Origin of the sequence: Exiguobacterium sp. N5, assembly GCF_025842465.1 — a bacterium.
Lineage (GTDB): Bacteria > Bacillota > Bacilli > Exiguobacteriales > Exiguobacteriaceae > Exiguobacterium > Exiguobacterium profundum.
The window spans coordinates 446,999-470,371 of record NZ_JAPAEP010000001.1; the positions used below are offsets into that span (position 1 = coordinate 446,999).

Here is a 23,373-nt window from a genome sequence, read left to right on the forward strand (position 1 = left end):
CCTTCTGTATAATGAAGGTAGGGATTTTTGAAAGGGGGAAAAATTGATGAAATATCGTAGTGTGTTTGACATTATTGGCCCGGTCATGGTCGGACCGTCGAGTTCGCATACAGCAGGTGCTGCCCGCATCGGCTTGATGGCTGGTAAGTTGTTCGGGAGAACGCCGCGTACCACGCACATCACATTTTATGGGTCGTTTGCTGACACGTATCGGGGACACGGTACGGATGTAGCCATCGTCGGTGGAATCATGGGATTCGATACATTCGATCTGAGAATCCCACAAGCGTTAGACATCGCCCGTGAAAAAGGGATCGAGGTCATTTTTGAGACGAGTGATCTGTTGACGGATCACCCGAATACGGCCCGGGTCTTACTCGAAGATGAATTGGGCACATTTGAGATTGTCGGGATCTCAATCGGCGGGGGAACGATTGAAATTACCGAACTGAACGGATTCCCGTTGAAACTGACAGGTGGGGGGCCTGCACTCGTCGTCTTGCACCATGATCGATTCGGGGCCATCGCGGCTGTGACCGGTGTGTTGGCGAATCACCAATTAAACATTGGTCATATGGAAGTGAGCCGCCATGAAAAAGGGATGCAGGCGTTGATGGCGATTGAGATTGATGAGACCATTCCTGCGGAAGTGTTAGCAGAGCTGGAACGGTTACCGCAAATCGAACGGATAGCTATTTTTGGGGAATGAGGAGAATGTGTGATGTTTAAATCAGTAGAGGAATTAGTGACGATTGCAACAGAACGGAATATCCCGATTTCTGAAGTGATGATTGAGCAAGAGATGCACGTCAGACGCGCCAGTCGCGAGGACATCATCGGGATGATGGACCGAAATCTTGAGGTGATGGAAGAAGCGGTCGAACGTGCACTCCAAGGTGTCACGTCGGTTACGGGATTGACGGGTAATGATGCCGTACTCATGCAAGAGTATATTCGTTCGGGCAAGTCGCTCGCTGGGGATCTCATTTTAGATGCGGTGTCGAAAGCGATCGGGACGAACGAAGTGAACGCGGCGATGGGACGAATCTGTGCGACACCGACAGCGGGGAGCGCGGGCGTCGTACCGGGAACATTGTTTGCGGTAAAAGATCGCCTTGAAATGGACCGCGACGCGATGATCCGTTACTTGTTCACGTCAGGTGCGTTCGGATTCGTCGTGGCGAACAACGCCTCGATTTCAGGGGCGGCTGGTGGATGTCAGGCCGAGGTCGGGTCGGCGACGGGCATGGCAGCCGCGGCCATCGTTGAAGCAGCTGGCGGGACACCGGACCAGTCGGCTACGGCATTTGCGATAGCCCTAAAAAATATGCTCGGTCTCGTCTGTGATCCTGTGGCGGGGCTGGTGGAAGTTCCATGCGTCAAGCGAAACGCCATGGGCGGTGCCAACGCTATTGTCGCAGCAGATATGGCGCTCGCGGGGATTACCTCACGTATTCCTTGTGACGAGGTCATCTCGGCGATGCATGAAGTGGGCCAAATGATGCCGACGGCCTTAAAAGAAACCGCTAAAGGTGGACTTGCCAATACACCGACGGCTCGTCGCCTCGAACGAAATATATTTGGAGCGAAAGAAGATGCAAAACAATGATCAACTGACGACGCTGAAAGGGGTCGGGCCAGAGATGGCCAAAAAGTTAGAAGTGATGGGACTTGTTCGAATCGAGGACGTGCTTGAGCACGTCCCGTTTCGTTATGAGAATTATAATAGTGGGACGGTGACGACGGCTGTGCACGGCGACCTCGTCAAATGGAGCGGGACAGTCCAAGGCGAACCGCTCGTTCGTTACTATAGTAAAGGGAAAAATCGTCTCCAGTTCCGGTTGTTACTCGAAGACCGATACGCCGTCCAAGTGACGATGTTCAACCGTGCCTTCTATAAAGAAAAATTGGTGATTGGGGAGACGGTGACGGTCAAAGGGAAATGGGACATGAACCGGATGACGATCAGCGCGACCGACCTTGAATTTGGTGCCCCGTCAGGCGGACTGCAACCGATTTATTCATTGCGTGCCGGACTGACACAAAAGAATTTCAGTCGAATCGTTAAACTCGCTTTTGAGCAGGTGAACGATCTGCCCGAACAGGTCCCGCATACTATTCGCGACCGATATCGATTAGTTGACCGGATGACGATGCTTCGTGGGATGCATTTCCCGGATACGGTTGAGACCTATAAACTGGCGAGACGAAGCTATGTTTATGAAGAGTGTCTCATGTATCAGTTAAAATTACAGGCGTTTCGTAAAATGGAGCGGTCAGGAAACGGTCGGGCCCTTCACCTCGATAAGCATCAATTGAATGAATTCGTCAAACGGCTCGCATTCCCGTTAACAGGAGCCCAGACACGGGTCATCCGTGAAATCGTATCTGACCTTGAAAAACCAGAACGGATGAACCGATTGTTACAAGGGGATGTCGGGAGCGGGAAGACCGTCGTTGCCGCGATTGCCTTGTATGCGACTGTAACGGCCGGGTATCAAGGGGCCTTGATGGTGCCAACAGAAATCCTTGCCGAACAACATGCGACATCGTTACAGGAATTATTTGAACCGTTTGGCATCACGATTGCCCTCCTGACGAGCTCAGTGAAAGGGAAGGCGCGCGAAGCGCTTCTGACGGCAATTCGATCTGGTAACGTCGACATCATCGTCGGGACGCACGCGCTCATCCAAGGACCGGTCGAATTTTCGAATCTACATTTGGCGATCACGGACGAACAGCACCGGTTTGGTGTCGAACAGCGGAAGAAGCTACGAGACAAGGCCGAATTCGCCGACGTATTATATATGACCGCGACGCCGATTCCGAGGACGCTTGCCATCAGTGCGTTCGGAGAGATGGATGTCTCCACGATTGATGAGATGCCAAAAGGACGAAAGCCGATTGAAACGTATTGGGCGAAACATGATCAAATCGATCGTGTGCATGCAATGGTCGATCGGGAACTCGCACTCGGCCGTCAAGCGTATGTGATTGCACCTCTCATCGAGGAGTCGGATACATTAGAAGTGGAGAGTGCGACGGCACTGTATGAGCTATTGAAAGAACGTTTCTCGAACTATGGCGTTGGCCTGATGCATGGGAAGCTATCGAGTACAGAAAAAGACGAGATTATGAAATCATTCGCCGATAATGCGACACAGATTCTCGTCTCCACAACAGTCGTCGAGGTAGGGGTGAACGTCCCGAACGCCTCTCTAATCATCATTCATGATGCCGAACGTTTCGGTCTCGCGCAATTACACCAGTTGAGAGGGCGTGTCGGTCGTGGTGCGCATCAATCATTCTGCATCTTGGTAGGAGACCCGAAATCGGATGTCGGGAAAGTCCGTTTGAAGACGATGACGGAAACGAACGATGGCTTTGTATTGGCAGAAAAAGATTTAGAGTTGCGTGGGGCTGGTGATTTCTTTGGAACCGCACAGAGCGGTCTCCCGAGTTTCCGTGTCGCCGATCCCGTTCTCGATTTGAAAGTGATGGAAGTGGCCATGCAAGATGCCGTGAAACTTCTCGGAAGCGACACATTTTGGCATGACGCCCAGTATGAAGGGTTACGTGGCTATTTGAAACAACTCGACCTTCTCGTTGGGGAAAGGTTAGAATAGTACTTGAAAATGACGACTAAAGAATATATACTGCTATTAGTACCAGGTATTAAGTTCTTTAGCGATTAGTTTAGGAGGGAACTGAATGCGGGTACCTAAGAAAGAGCGGCAACGCTTGTTACAAGAAACGATTGAGCATAACCCGTTCATCAAAGACGAAGAACTGTCAAAGCAGTTTTCTGTCAGCATCCAAACGATTCGACTCGACCGGATGGAATTAAAAATTCCAGAAGTGCGGGAACGAATCAAACATGTGGCTTCCGAACATCTCGATGAAGTCAAATCGCTTTCAATGAGCGAGGTCATCGGTGATATGATTGACTTGAAGCTAGATGACTCTGCGATCTCAGTCCTCGATATAGAGAAAGAACACGTCTTTAGCCGCAACGAGATTGCCCGTGGACACGTCTTGTTCGCGCAAGCCAACTCGTTAGCGGTGGCGCTCATCAATGATGAATTGGCGTTGACCACTAAAGCGGATATTCGCTTTAGTCGCCAAGTCCATCTTGGAGAGCGAGTCGTTGCCAAGGCTCGTGTGATGAAACTAAGAGGGGACGGGAGAACGGACGTCACAGTTGAAAGTTATGTCGGTGAGGAGTGCGTCTTTGATGGCGACTTCACGATTTACCGACGTGGTGAGGAGGAGCAAGCATGAAGTTAGCGATTGATGCAATGGGTGGCGATCACGCACCGAAGGCGATTGTAGAAGGTGTGAAACGGTTCGTCGCGCAATATCCGAACGAGTCGATGGAACTCTTTTTAGTCGGTGATGAGGTGAAAATTGCCTCATACGGTCTTGATGACCCTCGAGTGACGGTCGTTCCAGCCAGTGAGATCATCACAGGCGAAGACGAACCGGTACGGGCGGTGCGCCGTAAGAAGGACAGCTCGCTCGTCGTGGCAGCTCAGCTCGTCAAAGAAGGAAAAGCGGATGCTCTCGTGTCTGCCGGGAATACCGGCGCATTGATGGCGGCGTCTCTTTTCATCATCGGACGGATCCCGGGAATCGAGCGTCCGGCATTATCTCCGACGTTCCCTACATATACTGGTAGTGGTGTCGTCGTACTGGATGTCGGAGCGAATCCGGATGCAAAAGCTGAACACCTCGTCGACTATGCGATTATGGGTTCACTGTATGCGGAACATGTCCGTGGCATCAAGACACCGCGTGTCGCCCTTCTCAATATCGGGACAGAAGCTGGTAAAGGAAATGCGCTGACAAAAGAAGCGTTCCCCCTCCTTGAACAGGCACCTGTCCATTTTGTTGGGAATGTCGAAGCGCGTGAAGCGATGTCAGGTGACGTGGACGTCATCGTGACCGAAGGATTTGCCGGAAACATCTTGTTAAAGGGTGTGGAGGGCTCCTCTTCGATGCTCATGAAGATGATGAAAGAACAATTCACGAGTGACCTTGTATCTAAACTCGCCGCTCTCATCTTAAAACCGAAATTGAGACGATTAAAAGAAACGCTGGATTATCGCGAACACGGGGGAGCCGGATTATTCGGGATCAATGCGCCGGTCATCAAGGCGCATGGGTCGAGCGATGCACTCGCCATCATGAGTGCGTTGAAACAGGCGAAAATCATGGTAGATCACGATGTCGTTGAAAAAATCAAGCGTGCCAAAGCGATAGACTAAGCGAAAGCAGGTGAAGATATGGGGAAAGTAGCATGGGTGTTTCCGGGGCAAGGTTCTCAAGCCGTTGGAATGGGACAAACCTTTTTAAATCACCCTGAAACGCTTCAAGCAATCGGACGTCGACTCGGGTTTGACCTCCTTGAAGTCATGTCATCCGGGTCGAAGGAAGACCTACAAGAAACGGAAATTGCACAGCCGGCCATCGTGGCGCACGCCTCGCTCCTCGCGCAAGCCTATGCGAAGAGCGGTGCGGCACCAGATGTCGTCATCGGGCATAGTGTCGGTGAATATGCGGCGCTCGTCAGTGCGGGTGTCATCGATCTTGAAGAGGCGACCGTCCTCGTCCGAGCACGTGGGCAGTTGATGTCTGAAGTGAAGGATGGAACGATGGCGGCAGTCGTCGGGATGACCGATCTTCAAGAGGCGCTCCATATCACTGAAAAGATCAGTGCGAGCGGGAATTTAGTTCAAATCGCCAACTTGAATTGTCCTGGTCAATTCGTGATTTCAGGGCATGTCGACGCGGTCGAACAAGCGGGCGTGGAATTGAAGGCTGCCGGTGCGAAGCGGGTATTGCCGTTAAACGTATCTGGAGCGTTCCATAGTTCCTACATGATGCCGGCGGCAACGCGTTTCCAAGATGTCCTCGCCTCGTCGCCATTTGAAGCGGCTTCCATCGACTTGATTTCGAACGTGGACGCAGCGGTGCATCGTGACCCTGAACAGTTGAAGGCGTTATTGACGAAACAACTGTATTCGTCTGTCCGTTTTGAAGAATGTGTGCGCAAGGCGATTGCAGACGGCGTAGACACGTTCATCGAGTTCGGTCCATCTTCACCGCTTTCAGGATTGATTAAACGAATCGACTCGAACGTTTCGATTCAAAAGGCGACTACGCTCGAAGAAGTCGCCTCGTTAGGAGGAGAAGTACGTGCATGATCAAGTGGCGATCGTGACGGGAGCGTCCCGGGGAATCGGGGCGGCCATCGCGAAACGTTTAGGGGAAGATGGCTTTCGGGTCGTCGTGAACTACTCGGGTAGTGAACAAAAAGCGAATGATGTCGTGGCCATGATCACGGAGGCAGGCGGCGAAGCCATCGCCGTGAAAGCAGACGTATCTAATGCTGACGATGTCAAAGCGCTCGTCAAGACGACAGTCGATACGTTCGGACGCGTCGATTGTCTCGTCAACAATGCAGGGATCACGCGTGACGGGTTACTCATGCGAATGAAAGAAGCCGATTTCGAAGATGTGCTGTCGACGAACTTAAAAGGCGCCTTTTTGACATCGCAAGCCGTCACGAGACCTTTGCTCAAGTCGAAAGCAGGTCGAATCATCAACATCGCCTCGGTTGTCGGGATTACCGGCAATGCAGGACAAGCGAACTATGCGGCTGCAAAAGCAGGGTTGATCGGATTGACAAAATCGGTGGCGCGCGAACTAGCGGGACGTCACGTGACGGTCAATGCCGTCTGTCCAGGGTTCATTCAAACGGATATGACCGATGCCTTGACAGATGCGCAACGAGAGGCTACACTCGAGCAAATTCCTTTCAACCGTTTCGGACAGGTGGAGGATGTGGCGAACCTTGTCTCCTTCCTCGCATCGGAACAAGCCGCTTATGTGACCGGGCAGACGATTGCCGTCGATGGCGGCATGACGATGGCGTAAAAGAGAACTTTACCAACAGACTGACATTTAATATACTTACCTTTGGAGGGATTTTATCATGACAAAAGAACAAATTTTAGTAGACGTACAAGAAGCAGTTGCTGAGAAGCTCGGGAAAGACGTATCTGAAATCACAGCAGAGAAATCGTTCAAGGATGACCTTGGTGCGGATTCACTTGAAGTAATGGAAATGGTGATGGATCTCGAAGACAAATTCGACATCACGATTGAAGACGAAGACGCTGAGAAGCTCGCGACTGTCGGCGACGTAGTGGCTTACATCGAAACAAAATTGTAATCAAGCCATCCCACCGCTCGGTTCCGGGCGGTGGGCTTGTGCTTATTCATGGAGGGAACTATGACAAAAGACAAACGACGGTTTGACCGTCAAGGGTCGGCGCAGCGACGTCGGCGTCAGGAGATGGAACGAGCACGCATCTTGGAACTATTTAAATCATTGGAAGAACGGTTAGACGTTCAATTTTCGAATCACGACTTGTTGATGCAGGCGTTCACACACTCATCTTATGTGAATGAGCAACGCGGGTTACGAAAAGACAATGAACGTTTAGAATTTTTAGGGGATGCTGTTTTAGAACTGACCGTATCTCGCTTTCTCTATGAGACTTATCCGGAGCGCTCCGAGGGGGAATTGACGAAATTACGAGCGGCGATCGTATGTGAACCGTCACTCGTGAATTTTGCGGAAGCTTATGCTTTCTCTGACTTCATCTTGCTTGGGAAAGGTGAAGAGTTGACCGGTGGACGAAAACGTCCGGCACTGCTTGCCGACGTGTTCGAATCCTATATCGGTGCTCTTTATTTGGACCAGGGAATTGAGGCCGTCGAACGATTCCTCGCCGAAGCGGTTTTTCCGAAAGTCTTAGCGGGAGTATTCGAAGAACAGACCGATTTCAAGAGCCAGTTACAGGAGAGCGTTCAACGGGAAGGACTCGGACCTGTTTCGTATGAAATCATCGAGGAACGCGGACCGGCGCATAGCCGGGAATTCGTCGCACATGCACGCCTCAGCGACGACATCGTCGGTGAAGGGGTCGGACGTTCGAAAAAAGAAGCCGAGCAATTGGCTGCTAAAGAAGCGCTTATTGCCTTTAATCGGCGCTACGCAGATTTATAAACGAAAGGAGTGGACCGCTTGGGGGTCCACTCCTTTTTCATGTCAATTGACCGAGTTCTTCGACGATACCATCGACTTCCGACAAAGAGAGCGAAGAGCGTGTCATCACGTACTCGTAAATCTCTTTCACCGCTGACGGATCAGCCGCATTATATTCTTCCGCTTTGATTGCACCGCGGTTAATAATGTTCATTTTATCCAAAATGGCTTCAATCATCTGTTCATTCGTCATCTGTATTCCCCTTTCTACAGTTCTTTTTAGAATAGCATGATTCGGGCATTTTGACGAACTGTTAACTGTGGTAAAATATACAGATGAATGCTTACTGCGGATAGGATGGTCACGATGCACTTAAAACGAATCGAACTCGCTGGCTTTAAATCATTTGCCAAGCGAATTGAATTAGATTTCCGTCCCGGCGTCACGGCTGTAGTAGGGCCGAACGGGAGCGGGAAATCCAATATATCGGACGCTGTTCGCTGGGTACTCGGAGAACAGTCGGCCAAATCACTTCGTGGTGCCAAGATGGAAGATGTCATCTTTGCCGGAAGTGAAGGAGAGAATCACCGAAATGTCGCCGAGGTCACCCTCGTTCTCGATAATCGAGACGAACAGTTGCGTCTCCCATATGAAGAAGTGAGTGTGACCCGTCGCGTGACCCGAAGTGGGGACAGCGACTATTTTATGAATAAAAAACCATGTCGGTTAAAAGATGTGATTGATTTATTTATGGATACAGGTCTTTCACGAGATGCATTCGCCATCATCGGTCAAGGGCGGGTCGAACAAGTCATTTCTGGGAAACCGGAAGATCGACGTGCCGTCATCGAAGAGGCAGCCGGTGTATTGAAATATCGTCAGCGGAAAAAACAGGCTGAACGCAAGTTACAGGACACCGAATTAAACTTGTCCCGGGTCGATGACATTTTATTCGAGTTGGCGGACCGAGTCGAACCGCTCCGTGAACAAGCGGCGCTCGCTCGGGAGTACAAAGTCGCCAAAGCGAGACATGATGAACTCGAAACAGGAATCATGGGCGCAGAAATTCAGTTGCTCCAACAGGAGATTGAGCAAGTGTCCGCACGTCACGTGGAATCTGTTCAACAGTTATCTGACTGTGACCGTTCGTTACGTGACCTCACGGAGGAACGTAGCGGGCTCGAAGCGAAGCTCGCCGAGTTACGCGAAGAATTGACAGAGCTGAACCAAAAAGAACGGGAGCATTCGACCTATGTCGAGCGTTTGACGGGTGACATCAAGCTCGCAAAAGCACAAGAAGAACACGGTGCCGAGATGAAAGAACGACTCATCCGACAACGTGAAGAAGTACGTGCAGAGATGACCGAGCTTGAAGCGCGATTGAAGGTCGTTCATGAAGAACTTGACCAAAAAGGAAACACGTTGAAACAAACGACTGCGACGAGAGAGTCACTTCAACAACAGTTGAAAGCCGCCTCTCGTGATTTCAATGCTGAAATCGAAGCGTTACAAAGTGAGGCGTTCGAACTCGCGACAACGAAAGCGACAATCGGTAACCAACAAAAGCGGGAACAACGGGATATCGATGTCGCCGTCGAGTCGAAAGAACGCCTTCTACGCGAGAACAAACATCGTCTCGATGATCGTTCCTCGCAGGAAGCGACTCTTTTGGCGACTCGAGAGCAGTATGAAGCGGTACAAAGTCGCTTTGAACAACTGAGTCAAAAAGAGACGCAACTTCGGGACGAAGAGACGGCAATTCGTGAAAAACGTACACGAGCCGAATCGTCTTTCTACGACCTCGAACGCCGCCGTCAGAAGACGGAAGACCGAATCGAGATGCTCGAACGGATGAAGCAATCGTATGAAGGCTATTTCCATGCGGTCAAGTTCGTCTTAAAAGACCGTTCATCAGGTGTCCTTGGTGCTGTCGCGGAACTAATCCGTGTCCGTCCTTCGTATGAAGCGGCCATCGAAACGGCACTTGGGCAGACACAGCAGCATGTGGTCGTACAAGATGAGACGGTGGGACGCCGTGAAATTGACAAATTACGAAAAGCCAACGCAGGACGAGCGACATTCTTGCCGATGACGACGATCAAACCGAGATTCGTGCCGAGTGAGGTGTTAGATCGACTCGACTCGATGAACGGATTTGTCGGTGTGGCGTCGGAACTCGTCGAAACAGATGCATCATACGAGACATTGAAAAAGTCATTGCTCGGTTCCGTGCTTGTGGCGGAGACACTTGAAGTCGCGAACCGTATCGCCCAATCGACGGGATATCGTTTCCGTGTCGTCACGTTAGAAGGGGATATCGTCAACGTTGGCGGATCGATGACGGGTGGTAGTCGCAAGCAGGGCGTGGCCCTGTTCACTCAGTCGCGCGAATTAGATGATTTGAAACATGGTCTCACTCAAGGCCTCGCCATGTTGCATGAGCAAAAAACACGTCTTCAAGAGTACACAGAACAGTTGGAGGACATTACGCAGCAGTTGTCTGAACTTCGGGATGAGAAACGTTCCGTTGAAACGAGCCTTCGTGAAGTCGAGTCGGCCTACCGTACTGCGGAACGTGCCTCCCTCGATGCCAAGTCACAACTGGAACTGTTCGATCATGAAATGATGCGCTATGAGCGGACGATCGAGACCTCGACTGCTGAATTAGAGCGATTGACGATTGAATTGGCCGACACGGACCGCGCCCAAGCTGACATTCGTTCACGTCTCGAATCGCTTCGGGCAGAGCAGGCGAAAAGTGCTGAGAGCACGGGTCAACTGGAATCGTTGCTGCGTCAAAACGAGCTCGATCTTCAGCGGCACACGCTCGAAGAAGAGCGGGTCCAATATGAATTGGACCGTCTGATGACCGACCAAAGTCGTTTGCAGGAACGTAGCGATCAGATGGAGCGTGAATTGACGCGGCTCGAGAGTGGAGAAGTCGTGTCATCTGCAGAACTCGAGGCGACGCTTTCTACTGCCAAACTGGATTTCAAAGAAATTCAAGAGCGGCTTCAAGGAGCGTCAACAACACTCAAGACGAACGAAGAGGCGTATCGGATCATACGTCAACGGGTCGATCAGGCAACGGAGGCAAGACGTCAAGCTGAAGCTGTCGTTCGAAAACTTGAAACGGCGAAACAAGAGTTCGAGCTGAAACGACAATGGAAGCTCGATGTGTTAGAAGAGAACGGACTCGTCGCAGAACTATTGCCGGCACTCGAAATCCCGTTAGAAGAGGCGAAAGAGGAGTTTAAGTTGCTCGTTCGTCAAATCGAAGAAATCGGACCGGTCAATCTAAATGCGATCGAAGAGTTTGATAGTGTCCACGAACGGTTCACGTTCCTGTCCGAACAGCGGGATGACCTCGTCAGTGCAAAAGAAGATTTATATGAGATCATCGCCGAGATGGACCGCGAAGTGACACGCCTCTTCAAAGAGACGTATACGAGCGTCCGGGCGCATTTCAAACAGACGTTCACCGAGCTTTTTGGTGGCGGGGAAGCGGATTTGAAATTGGTAGACGAATCGGATTTGTTGAACACAGGAATCGAAATCGTCGCCAAACCACCGGGTAAAAAGTTACAGACACTCAGTCTGTTATCTGGTGGAGAGCGTGCGCTTACGGCCATCGCTTTATTGTTTGCGATTTTGAAGACGCGTCCGGTACCGTTTTGTGTTCTCGATGAGGTCGAGGCGGCCCTTGACGAGGCGAACGTGCATCGTTTCGGAGAATACATTCGGACATTGTCAATCGATACGCAGTTCGTCATCATCACGCACCGTAAAGGGACGATGGAAGCGGCGGATACACTATATGGCGTCACGATGCAACAGAACGGGGTATCCGAGGTATTATCGGTCGAACTGTCTGAAGCAAAACGTGTCGTTGAAATGGATGAAGAGATGGAGGAATCACGTTGAGCTTTTTCAAGAAATTAAAAGAGAAGTTGACGACATCTACCCAAGAGGTGTCACAAAAGTTTACAGAGGGGTTGACGAAGACGCGTGACGGCTTTGCAAGTGCCGTCAACGACCTCGTCTATCGCTTCCGCGAAGTGGATGAAGATTTCTTCGATGAACTCGAAGATTTACTCATTCAAGCGGATGTCGGCGTCACGACGACGATGGATCTCGTCGAAGATTTGAAAGAAGAAGTGAAGCGACGTAATCTGAAGGACCCGGTCGCGGTGCGTGACGCACTCGTCGAAGTCGTGGCGAACCGCCTCCAAGAGGATGAATCGGACCGTGAACTGAATATGCAAGACGGACTCACGGTCATCTTGTTTGTCGGCGTCAATGGTGTCGGAAAGACGACGACCATCGGCAAGCTGGCGCACCAGTTGAAATCTGAAGGGCGTTCCGTCATGCTCGCGGCAGGGGATACGTTCCGTGCCGGTGCCATCGAGCAACTTCAAGTATGGGGAGAACGTGTCGGGGTTCCCGTCATTCGTCAAACGGAAGGGTCTGACCCGGCTGCCGTCGTCTTTGACGCCGTTCAAGCCGCCAAGTCTCGTCACATGGACGTCTTGATTTGTGATACGGCGGGACGTCTCCAAAATAAGGTCAATCTAATGAAAGAACTTGAAAAAGTAAAACGAGTCATTGAGCGGGAAGTTCCGAACGGACCGCACGAAGTATTGCTCGCATTAGACGCGACGACGGGTCAAAACGCCATGGTTCAAGCGAAAGCGTTCAAAGAAGCGACGAACGTGAGCGGAATCGTCTTAACGAAGCTCGATGGGACGGCCAAAGGCGGAATCGTCCTAGCGATTCGGAACGAACTCGATATCCCGGTCAAGTATGTCGGGCTTGGAGAGAAGATTGACGATTTACAGGAGTTTGATCCAGAACAGTTCGTCCTTGGACTGTTCGGCGATGTTTTTGAGGACAAGAACGAGGAAGCTTTGACAGAAAAAGAGGACACAAACGAGGACCTCGCCTAAGTTTTGCTGTTAAGAAAAAAACTTGACAAGTAGTAGGCACGGCTGTACTATAGGTAGTTGTAAAGGGATTTCACTTAACATGTGGAGGTGAAAGGTTTGACGCTCGAAAAAACGAATCGCATGAACTATCTCATCGATTTCTATCAAGCGCTCCTCACACCGAAACAGCGCAACTATATGTCTCTTTATTACCTAGATGACTACTCGCTCGGAGAGATTGCGGAAGAGTTTGAAGTCAGCCGTCAAGCGGTCTACGATAACATAAAGCGCACAGAAACGATGCTTGAACAGTACGAGGAAAAGCTAGCCCTATTCGAAAAGTTCGAACAGCGCCAGCAACTTCTTCAGACCCTCAAACGTCAAGTCGAGCTCACCGATGACGTGAGCGCCACGATTTCTGCGCTTGAGAATTTAGAGTAGGGGGCTGAAGCATGGCATTTGAAGGATTATCAGAACGATTGCAATCGACACTTTCAAAAATGCGCGGTAAAGGGAAAATCTCGGAGGCCGATGTCAAAGAGATGATGCGTGAGGTTCGCCTCGCCCTCCTCGAAGCCGACGTCAACTTTAAAGTCGTCAAGCAATTCGTCAATGACGTGAAGGAACGCGCGGTTGGTCAGGATGTCATGAAATCATTGACGCCAGGTCAACAAGTCGTCAAAATCGTTCACGAAGAGTTGTCGAACTTGATGGGAAGCGATGTCGTCCCGATCACATTCAGTCAGAAACCACCGACAGTCGTCATGATGGTCGGTCTGCAAGGGGCAGGGAAAACGACAACGACCGGGAAGCTAGCGAACTTGATTCGTAAAAAGCATAACCGAAGTCCTCTTCTCGTCGCGGCGGACATTTACCGTCCGGCGGCAATCAAGCAGCTCGAGACACTCGGAAAACAACTCGATTTACCGGTCTTCTCACTTGGTGATCAAGTGAAGCCGGAAGAGATTGTGACGAAGGCACTCGAGTACGCAAAAACAAATCATCACGATTTCGTGTTGATCGATACGGCCGGTCGCCTTCATATCGATGAGACGCTTATGGGCGAGCTCGAAAATGTGAAGACGATTGCCAAACCAAATGAGATCTTCCTCGTCGTCGATTCGATGACGGGTCAAGATGCGGTCAATGTGGCCGACAGTTTCAATGAGAAACTCGGAATCACCGGGGTCGTGCTCACAAAGCTCGACGGAGATACACGAGGCGGGGCAGCCCTTTCGATCAAGGCAGTCACGGGAGCGCCGATTAAATTCGTCGGTCTCGGAGAAAAGTTGGATGCCCTCGAACCATTCCACCCGGAACGCATGGCGTCACGGATCCTTGGAATGGGGGACGTGCTCTCGCTCATTGAAAAAGCCGAGACACAGATGGACCAAGACGCAGCGAAGGAGCTTGAAAGCAAAATTCGTGACGCGTCATTCACGTTCGATGATTTCATTGAACAGTTGGCCCAAGTGAAAAACATGGGACCAATTGATGAATTACTTTCGATGTTACCTGGTGCAGGTAAGATGAAAGGGTTGAAGAACGTCCAAATCGACGAGAAACAACTCGATCACGTCGAAGCGATCATTCGCTCGATGACGAAACATGAGCGCGCCAATCCGGAAGTGCTCAACGCGAGTCGTCGTAAGCGGATCGCAAAAGGGAGCGGTCGCTCGATTCAAGAAGTGAACCGTCTCATCAAACAGTTCGATGACATGAAGAAGATGATGAAACAAATGTCAGGACAAATGAAAGGGAAGAAAAAAGGTCTCGGCCTTCCATTCTTCTAACAAAATCTTTTGTCAGTCGAACGAAAAAGCTGTATACTATAAAAGTTGTCAATTCTTAAACACATGATGGAGGTATATTACCATGGCAGTTAAAATTCGTCTTAAGCGCATGGGCGCAAAAAAATCACCTTTCTACCGTATCGTTGTAGCAGACTCACGTTCACCACGTGACGGTCGCTTCATCGAGCAAGTTGGTCACTACAACCCGGTTGCAAAACCAGAAGCAGAAGTTCGCATCAACGAAGAACTCGCTCTCAAATGGTTGGCAGACGGCGCGAAGCCATCTGACACAGTACGCAACTTGTTCTCTAAAGCAGGGATCATGGAGAAATTCCACAACGCGAAAAACGCGAAGTAATGATGTGGCCGACCTTTTCTGAGGTCGGCCTATTTTGTTGAGGAGGGAAAAAGATGGACTGGTTATATGTAGGGAAAATCGCCAATACGCACGGCCTGAAAGGGGAAGTGAAGATTTTGGCGGCGACAGACTTTCCAGAAGAGCGATTTAAAAAAGGAAACACGTTGTTTCTTGATGTCGACGGAACGAAACAGGAAATGACGATCACGACGTATCGTCCTCATAAGCAGTTTCACCTCGTCACATTTAAAGGGTTTGACAATATCAATCTCATTGAAAAATATAAAGGGCTGAAACTATATGTCCACGCCGAACACGTCCACGACTTGGACGAACACGAATTTTATTATCATGAAATCATCGGCTGTGAGGCTGTTGTGGATGGGGAAGTCATTGGTGTCGTCGACGACATCTTTGAAACGAATGGAGCGAACGACGTATGGGTCATCAAACGACCAGGAAAGTCGGACGCGCTCATCCCTTATATCGAATCGGTCGTCCAAGAGATTGATGTCGATGCGAAGCGTGTCGTCATCACGCCGATCCCTGGAATGATTGACGATGAAGATTGATGTATTGACGTTGTTCCCGGAGATGTTTCATGCGCTCGATCACTCCATCGTCGGTCGAGCGAAGGCGCTAGGACAGGTAGAGATGTCGTTCCTCAACTTTCGGGACTTTTCAACGAACAAGCATCATAAAGTCGATGATTATCCGTACGGCGGTGGAGCGGGCATGTTGCTCACGCCGCAGCCGATCTTTGATGCATTTCATTCCCTTGAGGCGAAGAGCCCAAGGGTCATTCTCACGACGCCTACCGGAAAACCGTTCAATCAACGAATGGCCGAAGAATGGGCCAAGGAGGAACATCTGGTCTTTCTGTGTGGACATTATGAAGGGTTCGACCAACGGATTCATGATGAACTGGCGACCGACGAAGTGTCGATCGGTGATTTCGTTTTGACAGGTGGAGAGCTCGCGACGATGGTCATGATTGATGCGACCGTAAGGCTCATTCCGGATGTACTTGGCGATCAGACGAGCCATGAAGATGACTCGTTCTCGACTGGTCTCTTGGAATACCCTCACTATACACGACCGGCTGATTTTCGTGGATTGACTGTGCCGGAAGTGCTCTTGTCGGGAAATCACGCCCGGATCGAGGCATGGCGCCGAGAGCAATCGCTCGAACGCACGTATCGACGACGTCCGGATTTGCTCGAACATGTCGAGTTGACGGATGTCGATAAAAAGTTTCTGCAATCGTTGCGCGATTGAGAAATATATGCTATGTTTGAGCATGTGGGTTAAACCCATCGATTACCGATGTTCCGCTATTGGATGCTTGGGCATATGAAGATATGAACATTGAAGAAAAAGGAGATATGATTCATGAACACACAAAAACTGTTCCGTGAAATCACAGAAGAACAATTCAAATCGGACGTACCTGCTTTCCGTCCTGGTGACACAGTACGTGTCCACGTTAAAGTTGTAGAGGGAACGCGTGAGCGTATCCAGATCTTCGAAGGTGTTGTAATCAAGCGTAAAGGTGGCGGCATCAGCGAAACATTCACAGTCCGTAAGATTTCTTACGGCGTAGGTGTTGAGCGTGCATTCCCGCTTCACTCACCACGCGTTGCACAAATCGAAGTCGTACGCTACGGTAAAGTTCGCCGTGCGAAACTTTACTACCTCCGTAACCTTCGCGGTAAAGCAGCACGTATTAAAGAAATCCGTCGTTAAGATGGGAATTAAGCTTGTCGCTTGCGACAAGCTTCTTTTTTTCTAGTACAATAAGTTCAAATGGATAGAGGAGTGAGTGAAGTTGAAAGAAGTGTTTAGTTGGCTAAAAGCCATCGTGGTCGCTCTTGTCATCGCGTTCGTCATCCGGACGTTCATCTTCGTTCCTGTCATCGTTGAAGGAGAGTCGATGATGCCGACACTCCACAATGCGGATCGGATGATCGTCAGTAAAATTTCGAACTATGTTGGGGAGCTAGACCGAGGTGATATCGTCGTATTCCATGCGACTGAATCAAAAGACTATATTAAACGTGTCATCGCCATCCCAGGCGACACGCTCGAATATCGAGATGATGTGCTTTATATTAATGGTGAAGCGGTAGAAGAGCCGTATTTAGACGAGTTTCGTGCCCAGATGAACGGGTTCCCGTTGACCGAGAACTTCACACTCGAACAAGTGACGGGTGAGTCGGTCGTTCCAGAGGAATCATACTTCGTCATGGGAGACAATCGTCAAAACTCGAAAGACAGCCGTGAGATCGGATTTGTGTCGAAAGAGGAGATTGTCGGCAAGACGAACTTCATCTTCTGGCCACTCGATGATGTTGGCACGGTAGAAGATTAAGGTGGTGCTTTTTTGGCAATTCAATGGTTTCCTGGCCACATGGCCAAAGCAAGAAGACAAGTAACTGAAAAATTAAAGCTAATCGATGTCGTCATCGAACTCGTAGATGCACGAGTGCCTCAGTCGAGTCGCAACCCGATGGTCGATGAGATTACAGCGGGAAAACCCCGTCTCATCGTCTTGAACAAAGCAGACATGGCCGACCCCGTCGTGACGGAGGCGTGGTTACGTGCCTTGAAACGCGAAGAAGTCGAGGTTGTCGCTGTCGACGCGAAACATAGCAAAGGCTTGAAACAGCTCATCACGGGTGCTCAGAAGTTGATGAAAGAAAAGCATGACCGGATGCGTGAGAAGGGGCGGAACCCCGGACCGATCCGTGCGCTCATCATCGGAATCCCGAACGTCGGGAAGTCGACGCTCATCAACCGTCTCGCCGGACGAAACATCGCCATCACGGGCGACCGTCCTGGTGTGACGAAGCGTCAACAGTGGATCAAGATGAAAGGCGGCGAGATGGAGCTGTTGGACACGCCGGGGATTCTCTGGCCGAAATTTGAGGACCAACTTGTCGGATATCGTCTAGCCGCGACTGGCGCTATCAAAGACGAGATTCTCAACTTGGATGATATCGCCTTGTATACGGTTCGCGAGTTGCATGCTCGTTATCCTGAACAATTAAAGGAACGATTCAAACTTGAAACGTTACCCGAGGACAGCGTTGAGCTCCTTGAGTTGATCGGGAAAAAACGTGGTCTCATCAGTGGCGGTTACGTCGATTTCGAAAAAGCGAGCGAACTACTTTTGAATGAACTACGACATGAAAAAATCGGACGGATCTCGCTTGAGACACCGGCTGATCACGAAATGGCGTAAAGCCCTGTGCACACAGGGCTTTTTTGAATAGGAGGAAGACCGTGACGATTCAACAGATTAAACAACAACTAGAGGACATCCGATATGAAGAATGGGTACAAATCTTCCCGACCTTGTCACGAGACCCACGAGCGGGCGTGCAAACGTTGCTTCGGCAAAAACAGCGTCAATTCGAGCGAGAACGGGCGTTACAGGTCGATTTCGAACGTCGCATGACGTATGAACATGAATGGAAGGCGCGAGGCTTCACTCGAATTGTCGGAGTCGATGAGGTCGGACGGGGACCGCTCGCGGGACCGGTCGTGGCTGCTGCAGTCTTGTTACCGGATGGGTTCTATCTCGCGGGATTGAATGATTCGAAAAAAATGTCCAAAACGGCGAGGGATGCAGCATACGCACACATCATCGAGGTCGCGGAGGTCGGTGTCGGCATCGTCGAGCCGAAGACGATTGATGTCATCAATATATACGAATCGACGAAACTAGCGATGACAGAGGCGATTCATCAAGTCGGAGAAGTAGACGCCCTATTGATTGACGCCATGAAACTCGAGCTCGACATCCCTCAACAGTCATTGATTAAAGGGGACACGCTCAGTGTGTCGATAGCCGCGGCAAGTGTCGTCGCTAAGGTGGTAAGGGACCGGATGATGGAAGAATATGATTTGACGTATCCTGGATACGGATTTGCGAAAAACGCAGGATATGGAACAGAGGCTCATTTAGAAGGGTTAAGACGCCTTGGGGTGACTCCGATTCATCGCCGTACGTTTGCCCCCATCAAGCATATGTGAAAGGAGTGGTCGCGTTGCGGATCGATCATCAAGGGGTGATGCCGTTCAAAATGACGGAACAGACGTCACGCCCGCTATTACTAGGGAACACAGTCGTTGGAAAGGTGTTGCAGCTCTTACCTGGCAACGAGGCGGTTATGCAACTACCCCAAGGGATTTTCCGGGTCGGTGTCAATGCGAACGTGAAAGAGAACGTCACGTATAAGCTGGTCGTCACGGACGTTGAACCGAAGCTCGTCTTGAAGGTCGTCACGCAAGCGACAGAATCGCTCATGACAGCCAAGTCGCCTCTGCAGGCGTTAGGAGAACAGCTCGGACGCCTGATGCGAGAACCGATGCTGACGCCGGACTCCGTGAAGACGGCCGGCAAAACCGCGTTAGAAAGCGGCGCAGGTCAGGATGTAAAAGCGCTCGTCGGGGAACTGTTCAAAGCGAAAGGTGAGCCGAAGTTCGAGCAGTTCGTGCGTGCGCAGGAAGCGTTCAACGCGAGCCAAAGCCCGCCGTTCGTCGCTCAAGCATTTCACATACCGCAATTGGGTCCGTTTGAAAACGTTCAACTTCGTCTAGAGGCCCCGAAACAAGAGACGATGGACTCGGATCATGCGCGGATCGTCTTGTTTCTTGAAACGCCGCGATATGGTGAGACCGGAATTGATGTGTTGATTCAAAAGCGTTACGTGTCCGTACGTGTATTCAATGAGCAACACGATTTGGCTCCATACGTCCGTACATACGAACCACTTTTGAAAGAAGGTTTAAAAAAGGTGTCATTCGAACTGTCTTCATTTTCGTATGAAGCGAAGCGTGAACACGTTCCGGCAACGTTTGCACCGCTCGGAAAGGTGGACCTCCAAATATGAAAGACCAGAAGAAAGCGATGGCGCTCTCCTATGAGCAGTCGATGGATGCGCCCCATGTCGTAGCAAAAGGAACGGGTATCGTGGCCGAGCGGATGCTTGAAGTTGCTTTAGCGAACGGCATTCCTATCCATGAAGACCCAGCGCTCCTCTCGTTACTGTCGGCCTTGAACATTGAAGAGCAGATTCCAGAGGACGTCTATCAAGTCATTGCCGAACTTTTTGTGTTTCTTTATCAGATGGAACAGGATAAAATTTGATTTGTCTAGGGATATATGTGAAAAAAAGATGAAAACTTAAAGCAAGAACGATAGACAGCGCTTTCAGTTTTTCGTTACAATAGACGTGCCGATATTAAAGGGGACTAAGGGGGAAAACATATGAATATCCATGAGTATCAGGCGAAAGAATTGTTAAGAGAGTTTGGGGTAGCCGTTCCGACGGGTTATCCAGCCTTTACTGTTGAAGAAGCTGTTGCAGCTGCTGCGAAGCTTGAAGGTGAAGTGAAGGTAGTAAAAGCTCAAATCCACGCAGGTGGCCGCGGTAAAGCGGGTGGTGTTAAACTTGCGAAGACAGATGAAGAAGTGAAGCAATATGCTTCAGAGATTCTCGGGAAAACGCTCGTGACACACCAAACAGGTCCGGAAGGAAAAGTTGTCCAGCGTCTCTATATCGAAGAAGGTTCTGCGATTGACCAAGAATTTTACTTAGGACTCGTGCTTGACCGTTCGATCGGCCGAATTGTCATCATGGGTTCATCTGAAGGTGGAATGGACATCGAAGAAGTCGCTGAACATACACCAGAGAAGATTCATAAAGAGATCGTCGACCCGGTCGTTGGCTTACGTCCATTCCAGGCGCGTCGTCTCGCATTCAAAATGGAAGTCCCGACGAAACTTGTCAATAAGTTCAGTGACATGGTCATGAAGCTGTATAAAGTGTACGTCGAGACAGATTGCACAATCGCGGAAATCAACCCGCTCGTCACGACGAAAGACGGTAACGTCATTGCGCTCGATGCGAAGTTGAACTTCGATAGCAACGCGCTCTATCGTCACTCGGACGTCCTTGCTCTTCGTGATACGACGGAAGAAGACCCACGTGAAGTAGAAGCGTCAAAACACGACCTCAGCTACATCGCACTCGACGGAAACATCGGTTGTCTCGTCAACGGTGCCGGTCTTGCGATGGCAACGATGGATATCATCAAACATTACGGCGCTGAACCCGCTAACTTCCTCGACGTAGGTGGCGGTGCGACGAAAGAAAAAGTAACAGAAGCATTCAAGTTGATTTTGTCTGATGACCAGGTCAAAGGGATCTTCGTTAACATTTTCGGTGGGATCATGAAATGTGACATCATCGCAGAGGGGATTGTCGCTGCGACGAAAGAAATCGGACTCGACTTACCACTCGTCGTTCGCTTAGAAGGAACGAACGTTGATGCCGGGAAGCGCATTCTCGATGAATCTGGACTTGCGATCACGACGGCCAGCTCGATGGCTGACGGTGCAGAAAAAATCGCAGCACTTGTTCGATAAGGGGGAAACGACATGAGTATTTGGGCGGATAAAGATACGAAAGTAATCATTCAAGGGATTACAGGGAAGCAAGGTCTGTTCCACGGTGAACAGATGCTCGCATATAACACGAAATTAGTCGGTGGTGTCACACCTGGTAAAGGTGGCACGACGGTCCTCGACAACGTTCCAGTCTTCAACACCGTCTCTGAAGCGGTCGAAGCAACTGGTGCCAATGCATCGATCATCTATGTTCCACCTGCTTTCGCAGCGGATTCAATCATGGAAGCGGCAGACAGCGGCATCGAGCTTATCATCTGTATCACAGAAGGAATCCCAGTTGTGGACATGATTCAAGTGAAGCGCTATCTCGAGGACAAACCGGCTCGTTTAATCGGACCGAACTGTCCTGGTATCATCACACCTGGAGAAGCGAAACTTGGCATCATGCCTGGCTACATTCATACGAAAGGGCACGTCGGAATCGTATCACGTTCTGGGACGCTCACGTATGAGGCGGTTCATCAGTTGACGACAGCAGGTATCGGACAATCGACAGCTGTTGGAATCGGGGGAGACCCGGTCAACGGAACGAACTTCATCGATACGCTTAAAGCGTTCAACGAAGATGAGGACACGAAAGCGGTCATCATGATCGGGGAAATCGGTGGAACGGCTGAAGAAGAGGCAGCTGAATGGGTAAAAGCCAACATGACGAAACCAGTCATCGGTTTCATCGGCGGCCAGACGGCTCCTGAAGGCAAGCGCATGGGACATGCGGGCGCAATCATCTCAGGTGGTAAAGGGACGGCTGCTGAGAAGATCAAGACATTGAACGCGAATGGAATCGAAGTCGCTGAAACACCAGCGGTTATCGGTGAAACGTTGATTCGTGTCTTGAAACAGCAAGGATTATATGAAGCATGTGTCACGGGTCAACCAACGACATGAGAATCTTGAGGGATGCTTGCATCCCTCATTTTTTTAAAGGAGAGTTTGTGATGAATCAAACAATAGCTCGGTTTGCTGCAGCACGAATGCCAGTTGAGTTTGTGCATCATTATTTAAACGGGACACTCGGAGCACATCGCACACAATTTTCTGAACATGTCTGGAGACGGGCTGAACGAGCCTGGCACGCATCGGAGTCGTATAAACATTTCGTCACATGGGAAGACGACTTGTTTCCGAAACGGTTACTCGACATCCCCAACCCACCATATTGCTTGTTTTATCATGGAGATTTAGAGGTACTACAAGAAAGAACGACTGCGATGGTCGGAAGTCGTGAGTTGAATCGTATCAGTCAATCGCTCGTGAATCACTATCACTCTTTAATAGAAGAAACTGTATCTGTTTCAGGTGGCGCCCTCGGAATCGACGGACTCGTCCACGCCCATGCCCTTCTCGCTCGTCGACCGACCGTGGCGGTACTGGGAGCTGGACTGAACCGGCTCTATCCGGAGGCGAACCGAGACATGCTTTTACAGATTCCACAAGAGGGAGTCTTACTTAGTGAATATGTACCAAACACGCCGATTCAAAAATTTCAATTTTTGGAAAGAAATCGTTTGGTCAGTGGTCTTGGCGATGCGTTGGTCGTTATACAGGCGAGACGAAAGAGTGGGACGATGAATACGGTCGGACATGCTCTAGAGCAAGGGAAAACGGTATTTGCGGTGCCAGGTTCACCCCTTGATCCACTCGCGGAGGGACCGAACCGGTTGATTGAAGAAGGTGCGATTCCATTGACGAATTCCGATCAAATTATTCGAGATCTCAAGATTGTACGTTGACAAACCGGTGAGAACATGAATATTATGGT

Annotated in this window: 26 protein-coding genes; 25 read left to right on the plus strand and 1 reads right to left on the minus strand. The window is 50.2% G+C overall.

Translation table 11 applies throughout. From position 1 onward, the window contains the following. Nucleotides 1-46: 46 nt before the first annotated feature. The 9 genes from sdaAB (at nt 47) to rnc (ending at nt 8,077) form a co-directional block, all read left to right on the plus strand. Nucleotides 47-709: an L-serine ammonia-lyase, iron-sulfur-dependent subunit beta gene (sdaAB, locus tag OKS35_RS02295; protein ID WP_264092398.1), complete on the plus strand. Its 663-nt coding sequence runs from the start codon at nt 47-49 to the stop codon at nt 707-709. A 12-nt stretch (nt 710-721) separates the two neighbouring features. Next, nucleotides 722-1,609, plus strand: a complete 888-nt coding sequence (gene sdaAA, locus OKS35_RS02300) for an L-serine ammonia-lyase, iron-sulfur-dependent, subunit alpha (protein WP_074037281.1) — start codon at nt 722-724, stop codon at nt 1,607-1,609. Then, nucleotides 1,596-3,626: an ATP-dependent DNA helicase RecG gene (gene recG, locus OKS35_RS02305; RefSeq protein ID WP_214691064.1), complete on the plus strand. Its 2,031-nt coding sequence runs from the start codon at nt 1,596-1,598 to the stop codon at nt 3,624-3,626. Before sdaAA ends, recG begins: the two co-directional genes overlap by 14 nt. 85 nt (nt 3,627-3,711) lie before the next feature. Then, on the plus strand, nt 3,712-4,281 hold the full coding sequence (gene fapR / locus OKS35_RS02310) for a transcription factor FapR (protein WP_015881355.1): 570 nt from the start codon (nt 3,712-3,714) through the stop codon (nt 4,279-4,281). Next, entirely contained in the window at nt 4,278-5,267 is a 990-nt protein-coding gene (gene plsX / locus OKS35_RS02315; protein ID WP_015881356.1) for a phosphate acyltransferase PlsX, read from the plus strand. The genes fapR and plsX overlap by 4 nt, the downstream gene beginning before the upstream one ends. An 18-nt stretch (nt 5,268-5,285) precedes the next feature. Next, nucleotides 5,286-6,206, plus strand: a complete 921-nt coding sequence (gene fabD / locus OKS35_RS02320; RefSeq protein ID WP_264092399.1) for an ACP S-malonyltransferase — start codon at nt 5,286-5,288, stop codon at nt 6,204-6,206. After that, nucleotides 6,199-6,939, plus strand: a complete 741-nt coding sequence (gene fabG, locus OKS35_RS02325; protein ID WP_015881358.1) for a 3-oxoacyl-[acyl-carrier-protein] reductase — start codon at nt 6,199-6,201, stop codon at nt 6,937-6,939. The genes fabD and fabG overlap by 8 nt, the downstream gene beginning before the upstream one ends. A gap of 58 nt (nt 6,940-6,997) precedes the next feature. Continuing rightward, a complete protein-coding gene (gene acpP, locus OKS35_RS02330) occupies nt 6,998-7,237 on the plus strand; it encodes an acyl carrier protein (protein WP_015881359.1) in 240 nt (79 codons plus the stop codon). A 123-nt stretch (nt 7,238-7,360) separates the two neighbouring features. Beyond that, nucleotides 7,361-8,077 carry a ribonuclease III gene (gene rnc / locus OKS35_RS02335; protein ID WP_035387821.1) on the plus strand — a complete coding sequence of 239 codons (717 nt, stop codon included), beginning with the start codon at nt 7,361-7,363 and terminating at the stop codon, nt 8,075-8,077. A 37-nt stretch (nt 8,078-8,114) separates the two neighbouring features. Here rnc and OKS35_RS02340 read toward each other — a convergent pair whose 3' ends face one another. Next, nucleotides 8,115-8,309, minus strand: coding sequence for a DUF1128 family protein (locus OKS35_RS02340; RefSeq protein WP_015881361.1), 195 nt, complete (start codon nt 8,307-8,309; stop codon nt 8,115-8,117). A 114-nt stretch (nt 8,310-8,423) separates the two neighbouring features. Here OKS35_RS02340 and smc point away from each other — a divergent pair, with 114 nt between their 5' ends. The 16 genes from smc to dprA all read left to right on the plus strand — a co-directional run bounded on the left by smc (nt 8,424) and on the right by dprA (nt 23,344). Then, complete coding sequence (gene smc / locus OKS35_RS02345; RefSeq protein ID WP_264092400.1) at nt 8,424-11,981, plus strand: chromosome segregation protein SMC; 3,558 nt, start codon at nt 8,424-8,426, stop codon at nt 11,979-11,981. Then, nucleotides 11,978-13,003, plus strand: a complete 1,026-nt coding sequence (gene ftsY / locus OKS35_RS02350; protein ID WP_264092401.1) for a signal recognition particle-docking protein FtsY — start codon at nt 11,978-11,980, stop codon at nt 13,001-13,003. Before smc ends, ftsY begins: the two co-directional genes overlap by 4 nt. Nucleotides 13,004-13,099: 96 nt before the next feature. Then, nucleotides 13,100-13,423 carry a putative DNA-binding protein gene (locus OKS35_RS02355; RefSeq protein WP_015881364.1) on the plus strand — a complete coding sequence of 108 codons (324 nt, stop codon included), beginning with the start codon at nt 13,100-13,102 and terminating at the stop codon, nt 13,421-13,423. A gap of 11 nt (nt 13,424-13,434) precedes the next feature. Then, nucleotides 13,435-14,775, plus strand: a complete 1,341-nt coding sequence (gene ffh / locus OKS35_RS02360) for a signal recognition particle protein (RefSeq protein ID WP_031421628.1) — start codon at nt 13,435-13,437, stop codon at nt 14,773-14,775. 82 nt (nt 14,776-14,857) lie between these two features. Further along, the gene (gene rpsP / locus OKS35_RS02365) at nt 14,858-15,133 is read left to right on the plus strand and encodes a 30S ribosomal protein S16 (RefSeq protein ID WP_015881366.1); all 276 of its coding nucleotides are present in this window, start codon (nt 14,858-14,860) and stop codon (nt 15,131-15,133) included. Between the two features lie 53 nt (nt 15,134-15,186). Beyond that, entirely contained in the window at nt 15,187-15,705 is a 519-nt protein-coding gene (gene rimM / locus OKS35_RS02370; protein WP_015881367.1) for a ribosome maturation factor RimM, read from the plus strand. After that, nucleotides 15,695-16,411, plus strand: a complete 717-nt coding sequence (gene trmD / locus OKS35_RS02375; RefSeq protein ID WP_264092402.1) for a tRNA (guanosine(37)-N1)-methyltransferase TrmD — start codon at nt 15,695-15,697, stop codon at nt 16,409-16,411. The genes rimM and trmD overlap by 11 nt, the downstream gene beginning before the upstream one ends. Nucleotides 16,412-16,525: 114 nt before the next feature. Further along, nucleotides 16,526-16,879 (plus strand): 50S ribosomal protein L19, encoded by a 354-nt coding sequence (rplS, locus tag OKS35_RS02380; RefSeq protein ID WP_015881369.1) that lies wholly within the window; start codon nt 16,526-16,528, stop codon nt 16,877-16,879. Between the two features lie 82 nt (nt 16,880-16,961). Then, nucleotides 16,962-17,504, plus strand: coding sequence for a signal peptidase I (gene lepB, locus OKS35_RS02385; RefSeq protein ID WP_015881370.1), 543 nt, complete (start codon nt 16,962-16,964; stop codon nt 17,502-17,504). A 12-nt stretch (nt 17,505-17,516) separates the two neighbouring features. Further along, complete coding sequence (ylqF, locus tag OKS35_RS02390) at nt 17,517-18,377, plus strand: ribosome biogenesis GTPase YlqF (RefSeq protein WP_159562082.1); 861 nt, start codon at nt 17,517-17,519, stop codon at nt 18,375-18,377. Nucleotides 18,378-18,418: 41 nt separating this feature from the next. Continuing rightward, a complete protein-coding gene (locus OKS35_RS02395) occupies nt 18,419-19,171 on the plus strand; it encodes a ribonuclease HII (protein WP_264092403.1) in 753 nt (250 codons plus the stop codon). Nucleotides 19,172-19,176: 5 nt separating this feature from the next. After that, entirely contained in the window at nt 19,177-20,031 is an 855-nt protein-coding gene (locus tag OKS35_RS02400) for a hypothetical protein (RefSeq protein ID WP_264092404.1), read from the plus strand. After that, on the plus strand, nt 20,028-20,288 hold the full coding sequence (locus OKS35_RS02405) for an EscU/YscU/HrcU family type III secretion system export apparatus switch protein (protein WP_074037264.1): 261 nt from the start codon (nt 20,028-20,030) through the stop codon (nt 20,286-20,288). Before OKS35_RS02400 ends, OKS35_RS02405 begins: the two co-directional genes overlap by 4 nt. Nucleotides 20,289-20,408: 120 nt before the next feature. After that, nucleotides 20,409-21,569, plus strand: coding sequence for an ADP-forming succinate--CoA ligase subunit beta (gene sucC / locus OKS35_RS02410; RefSeq protein ID WP_159562085.1), 1,161 nt, complete (start codon nt 20,409-20,411; stop codon nt 21,567-21,569). Between the two features lie 12 nt (nt 21,570-21,581). Next, nucleotides 21,582-22,499, plus strand: a complete 918-nt coding sequence (gene sucD, locus OKS35_RS02415) for a succinate--CoA ligase subunit alpha (protein ID WP_015881376.1) — start codon at nt 21,582-21,584, stop codon at nt 22,497-22,499. Between the two features lie 50 nt (nt 22,500-22,549). Further along, a complete protein-coding gene (gene dprA, locus OKS35_RS02420; RefSeq protein ID WP_264092405.1) occupies nt 22,550-23,344 on the plus strand; it encodes a DNA-processing protein DprA in 795 nt (264 codons plus the stop codon). The last annotated feature ends 29 nt before the right edge of the window (nt 23,345-23,373 follow it).

Coding starts and splice junctions, on each gene's coding strand:
- sdaAB (WP_264092398.1), top strand. CDS start 47: ATGAAATATCGTAGTGTGTTTGACATTATTGGCCCGGTCATGGTCGGA.
- sdaAA (WP_074037281.1), top strand. CDS start 722: ATGTTTAAATCAGTAGAGGAATTAGTGACGATTGCAACAGAACGGAAT.
- recG (WP_214691064.1), top strand. CDS start 1,596: ATGCAAAACAATGATCAACTGACGACGCTGAAAGGGGTCGGGCCAGAG.
- fapR (WP_015881355.1), top strand. CDS start 3,712: ATGCGGGTACCTAAGAAAGAGCGGCAACGCTTGTTACAAGAAACGATT.
- plsX (WP_015881356.1), top strand. CDS start 4,278: ATGAAGTTAGCGATTGATGCAATGGGTGGCGATCACGCACCGAAGGCG.
- fabD (WP_264092399.1), top strand. CDS start 5,286: ATGGGGAAAGTAGCATGGGTGTTTCCGGGGCAAGGTTCTCAAGCCGTT.
- acpP (WP_015881359.1), top strand. CDS start 6,998: ATGACAAAAGAACAAATTTTAGTAGACGTACAAGAAGCAGTTGCTGAG.
- rnc (WP_035387821.1), top strand. CDS start 7,361: ATGGAACGAGCACGCATCTTGGAACTATTTAAATCATTGGAAGAACGG.
- OKS35_RS02340 (WP_015881361.1), bottom strand. CDS start 8,309: ATGACGAATGAACAGATGATTGAAGCCATTTTGGATAAAATGAACATT.
- smc (WP_264092400.1), top strand. CDS start 8,424: ATGCACTTAAAACGAATCGAACTCGCTGGCTTTAAATCATTTGCCAAG.
- ffh (WP_031421628.1), top strand. CDS start 13,435: ATGGCATTTGAAGGATTATCAGAACGATTGCAATCGACACTTTCAAAA.
- rpsP (WP_015881366.1), top strand. CDS start 14,858: ATGGCAGTTAAAATTCGTCTTAAGCGCATGGGCGCAAAAAAATCACCT.
- rimM (WP_015881367.1), top strand. CDS start 15,187: ATGGACTGGTTATATGTAGGGAAAATCGCCAATACGCACGGCCTGAAA.
- trmD (WP_264092402.1), top strand. CDS start 15,695: ATGAAGATTGATGTATTGACGTTGTTCCCGGAGATGTTTCATGCGCTC.
- rplS (WP_015881369.1), top strand. CDS start 16,526: ATGAACACACAAAAACTGTTCCGTGAAATCACAGAAGAACAATTCAAA.
- OKS35_RS02405 (WP_074037264.1), top strand. CDS start 20,028: ATGAAAGACCAGAAGAAAGCGATGGCGCTCTCCTATGAGCAGTCGATG.
- sucC (WP_159562085.1), top strand. CDS start 20,409: ATGAATATCCATGAGTATCAGGCGAAAGAATTGTTAAGAGAGTTTGGG.
- sucD (WP_015881376.1), top strand. CDS start 21,582: ATGAGTATTTGGGCGGATAAAGATACGAAAGTAATCATTCAAGGGATT.
- dprA (WP_264092405.1), top strand. CDS start 22,550: ATGAATCAAACAATAGCTCGGTTTGCTGCAGCACGAATGCCAGTTGAG.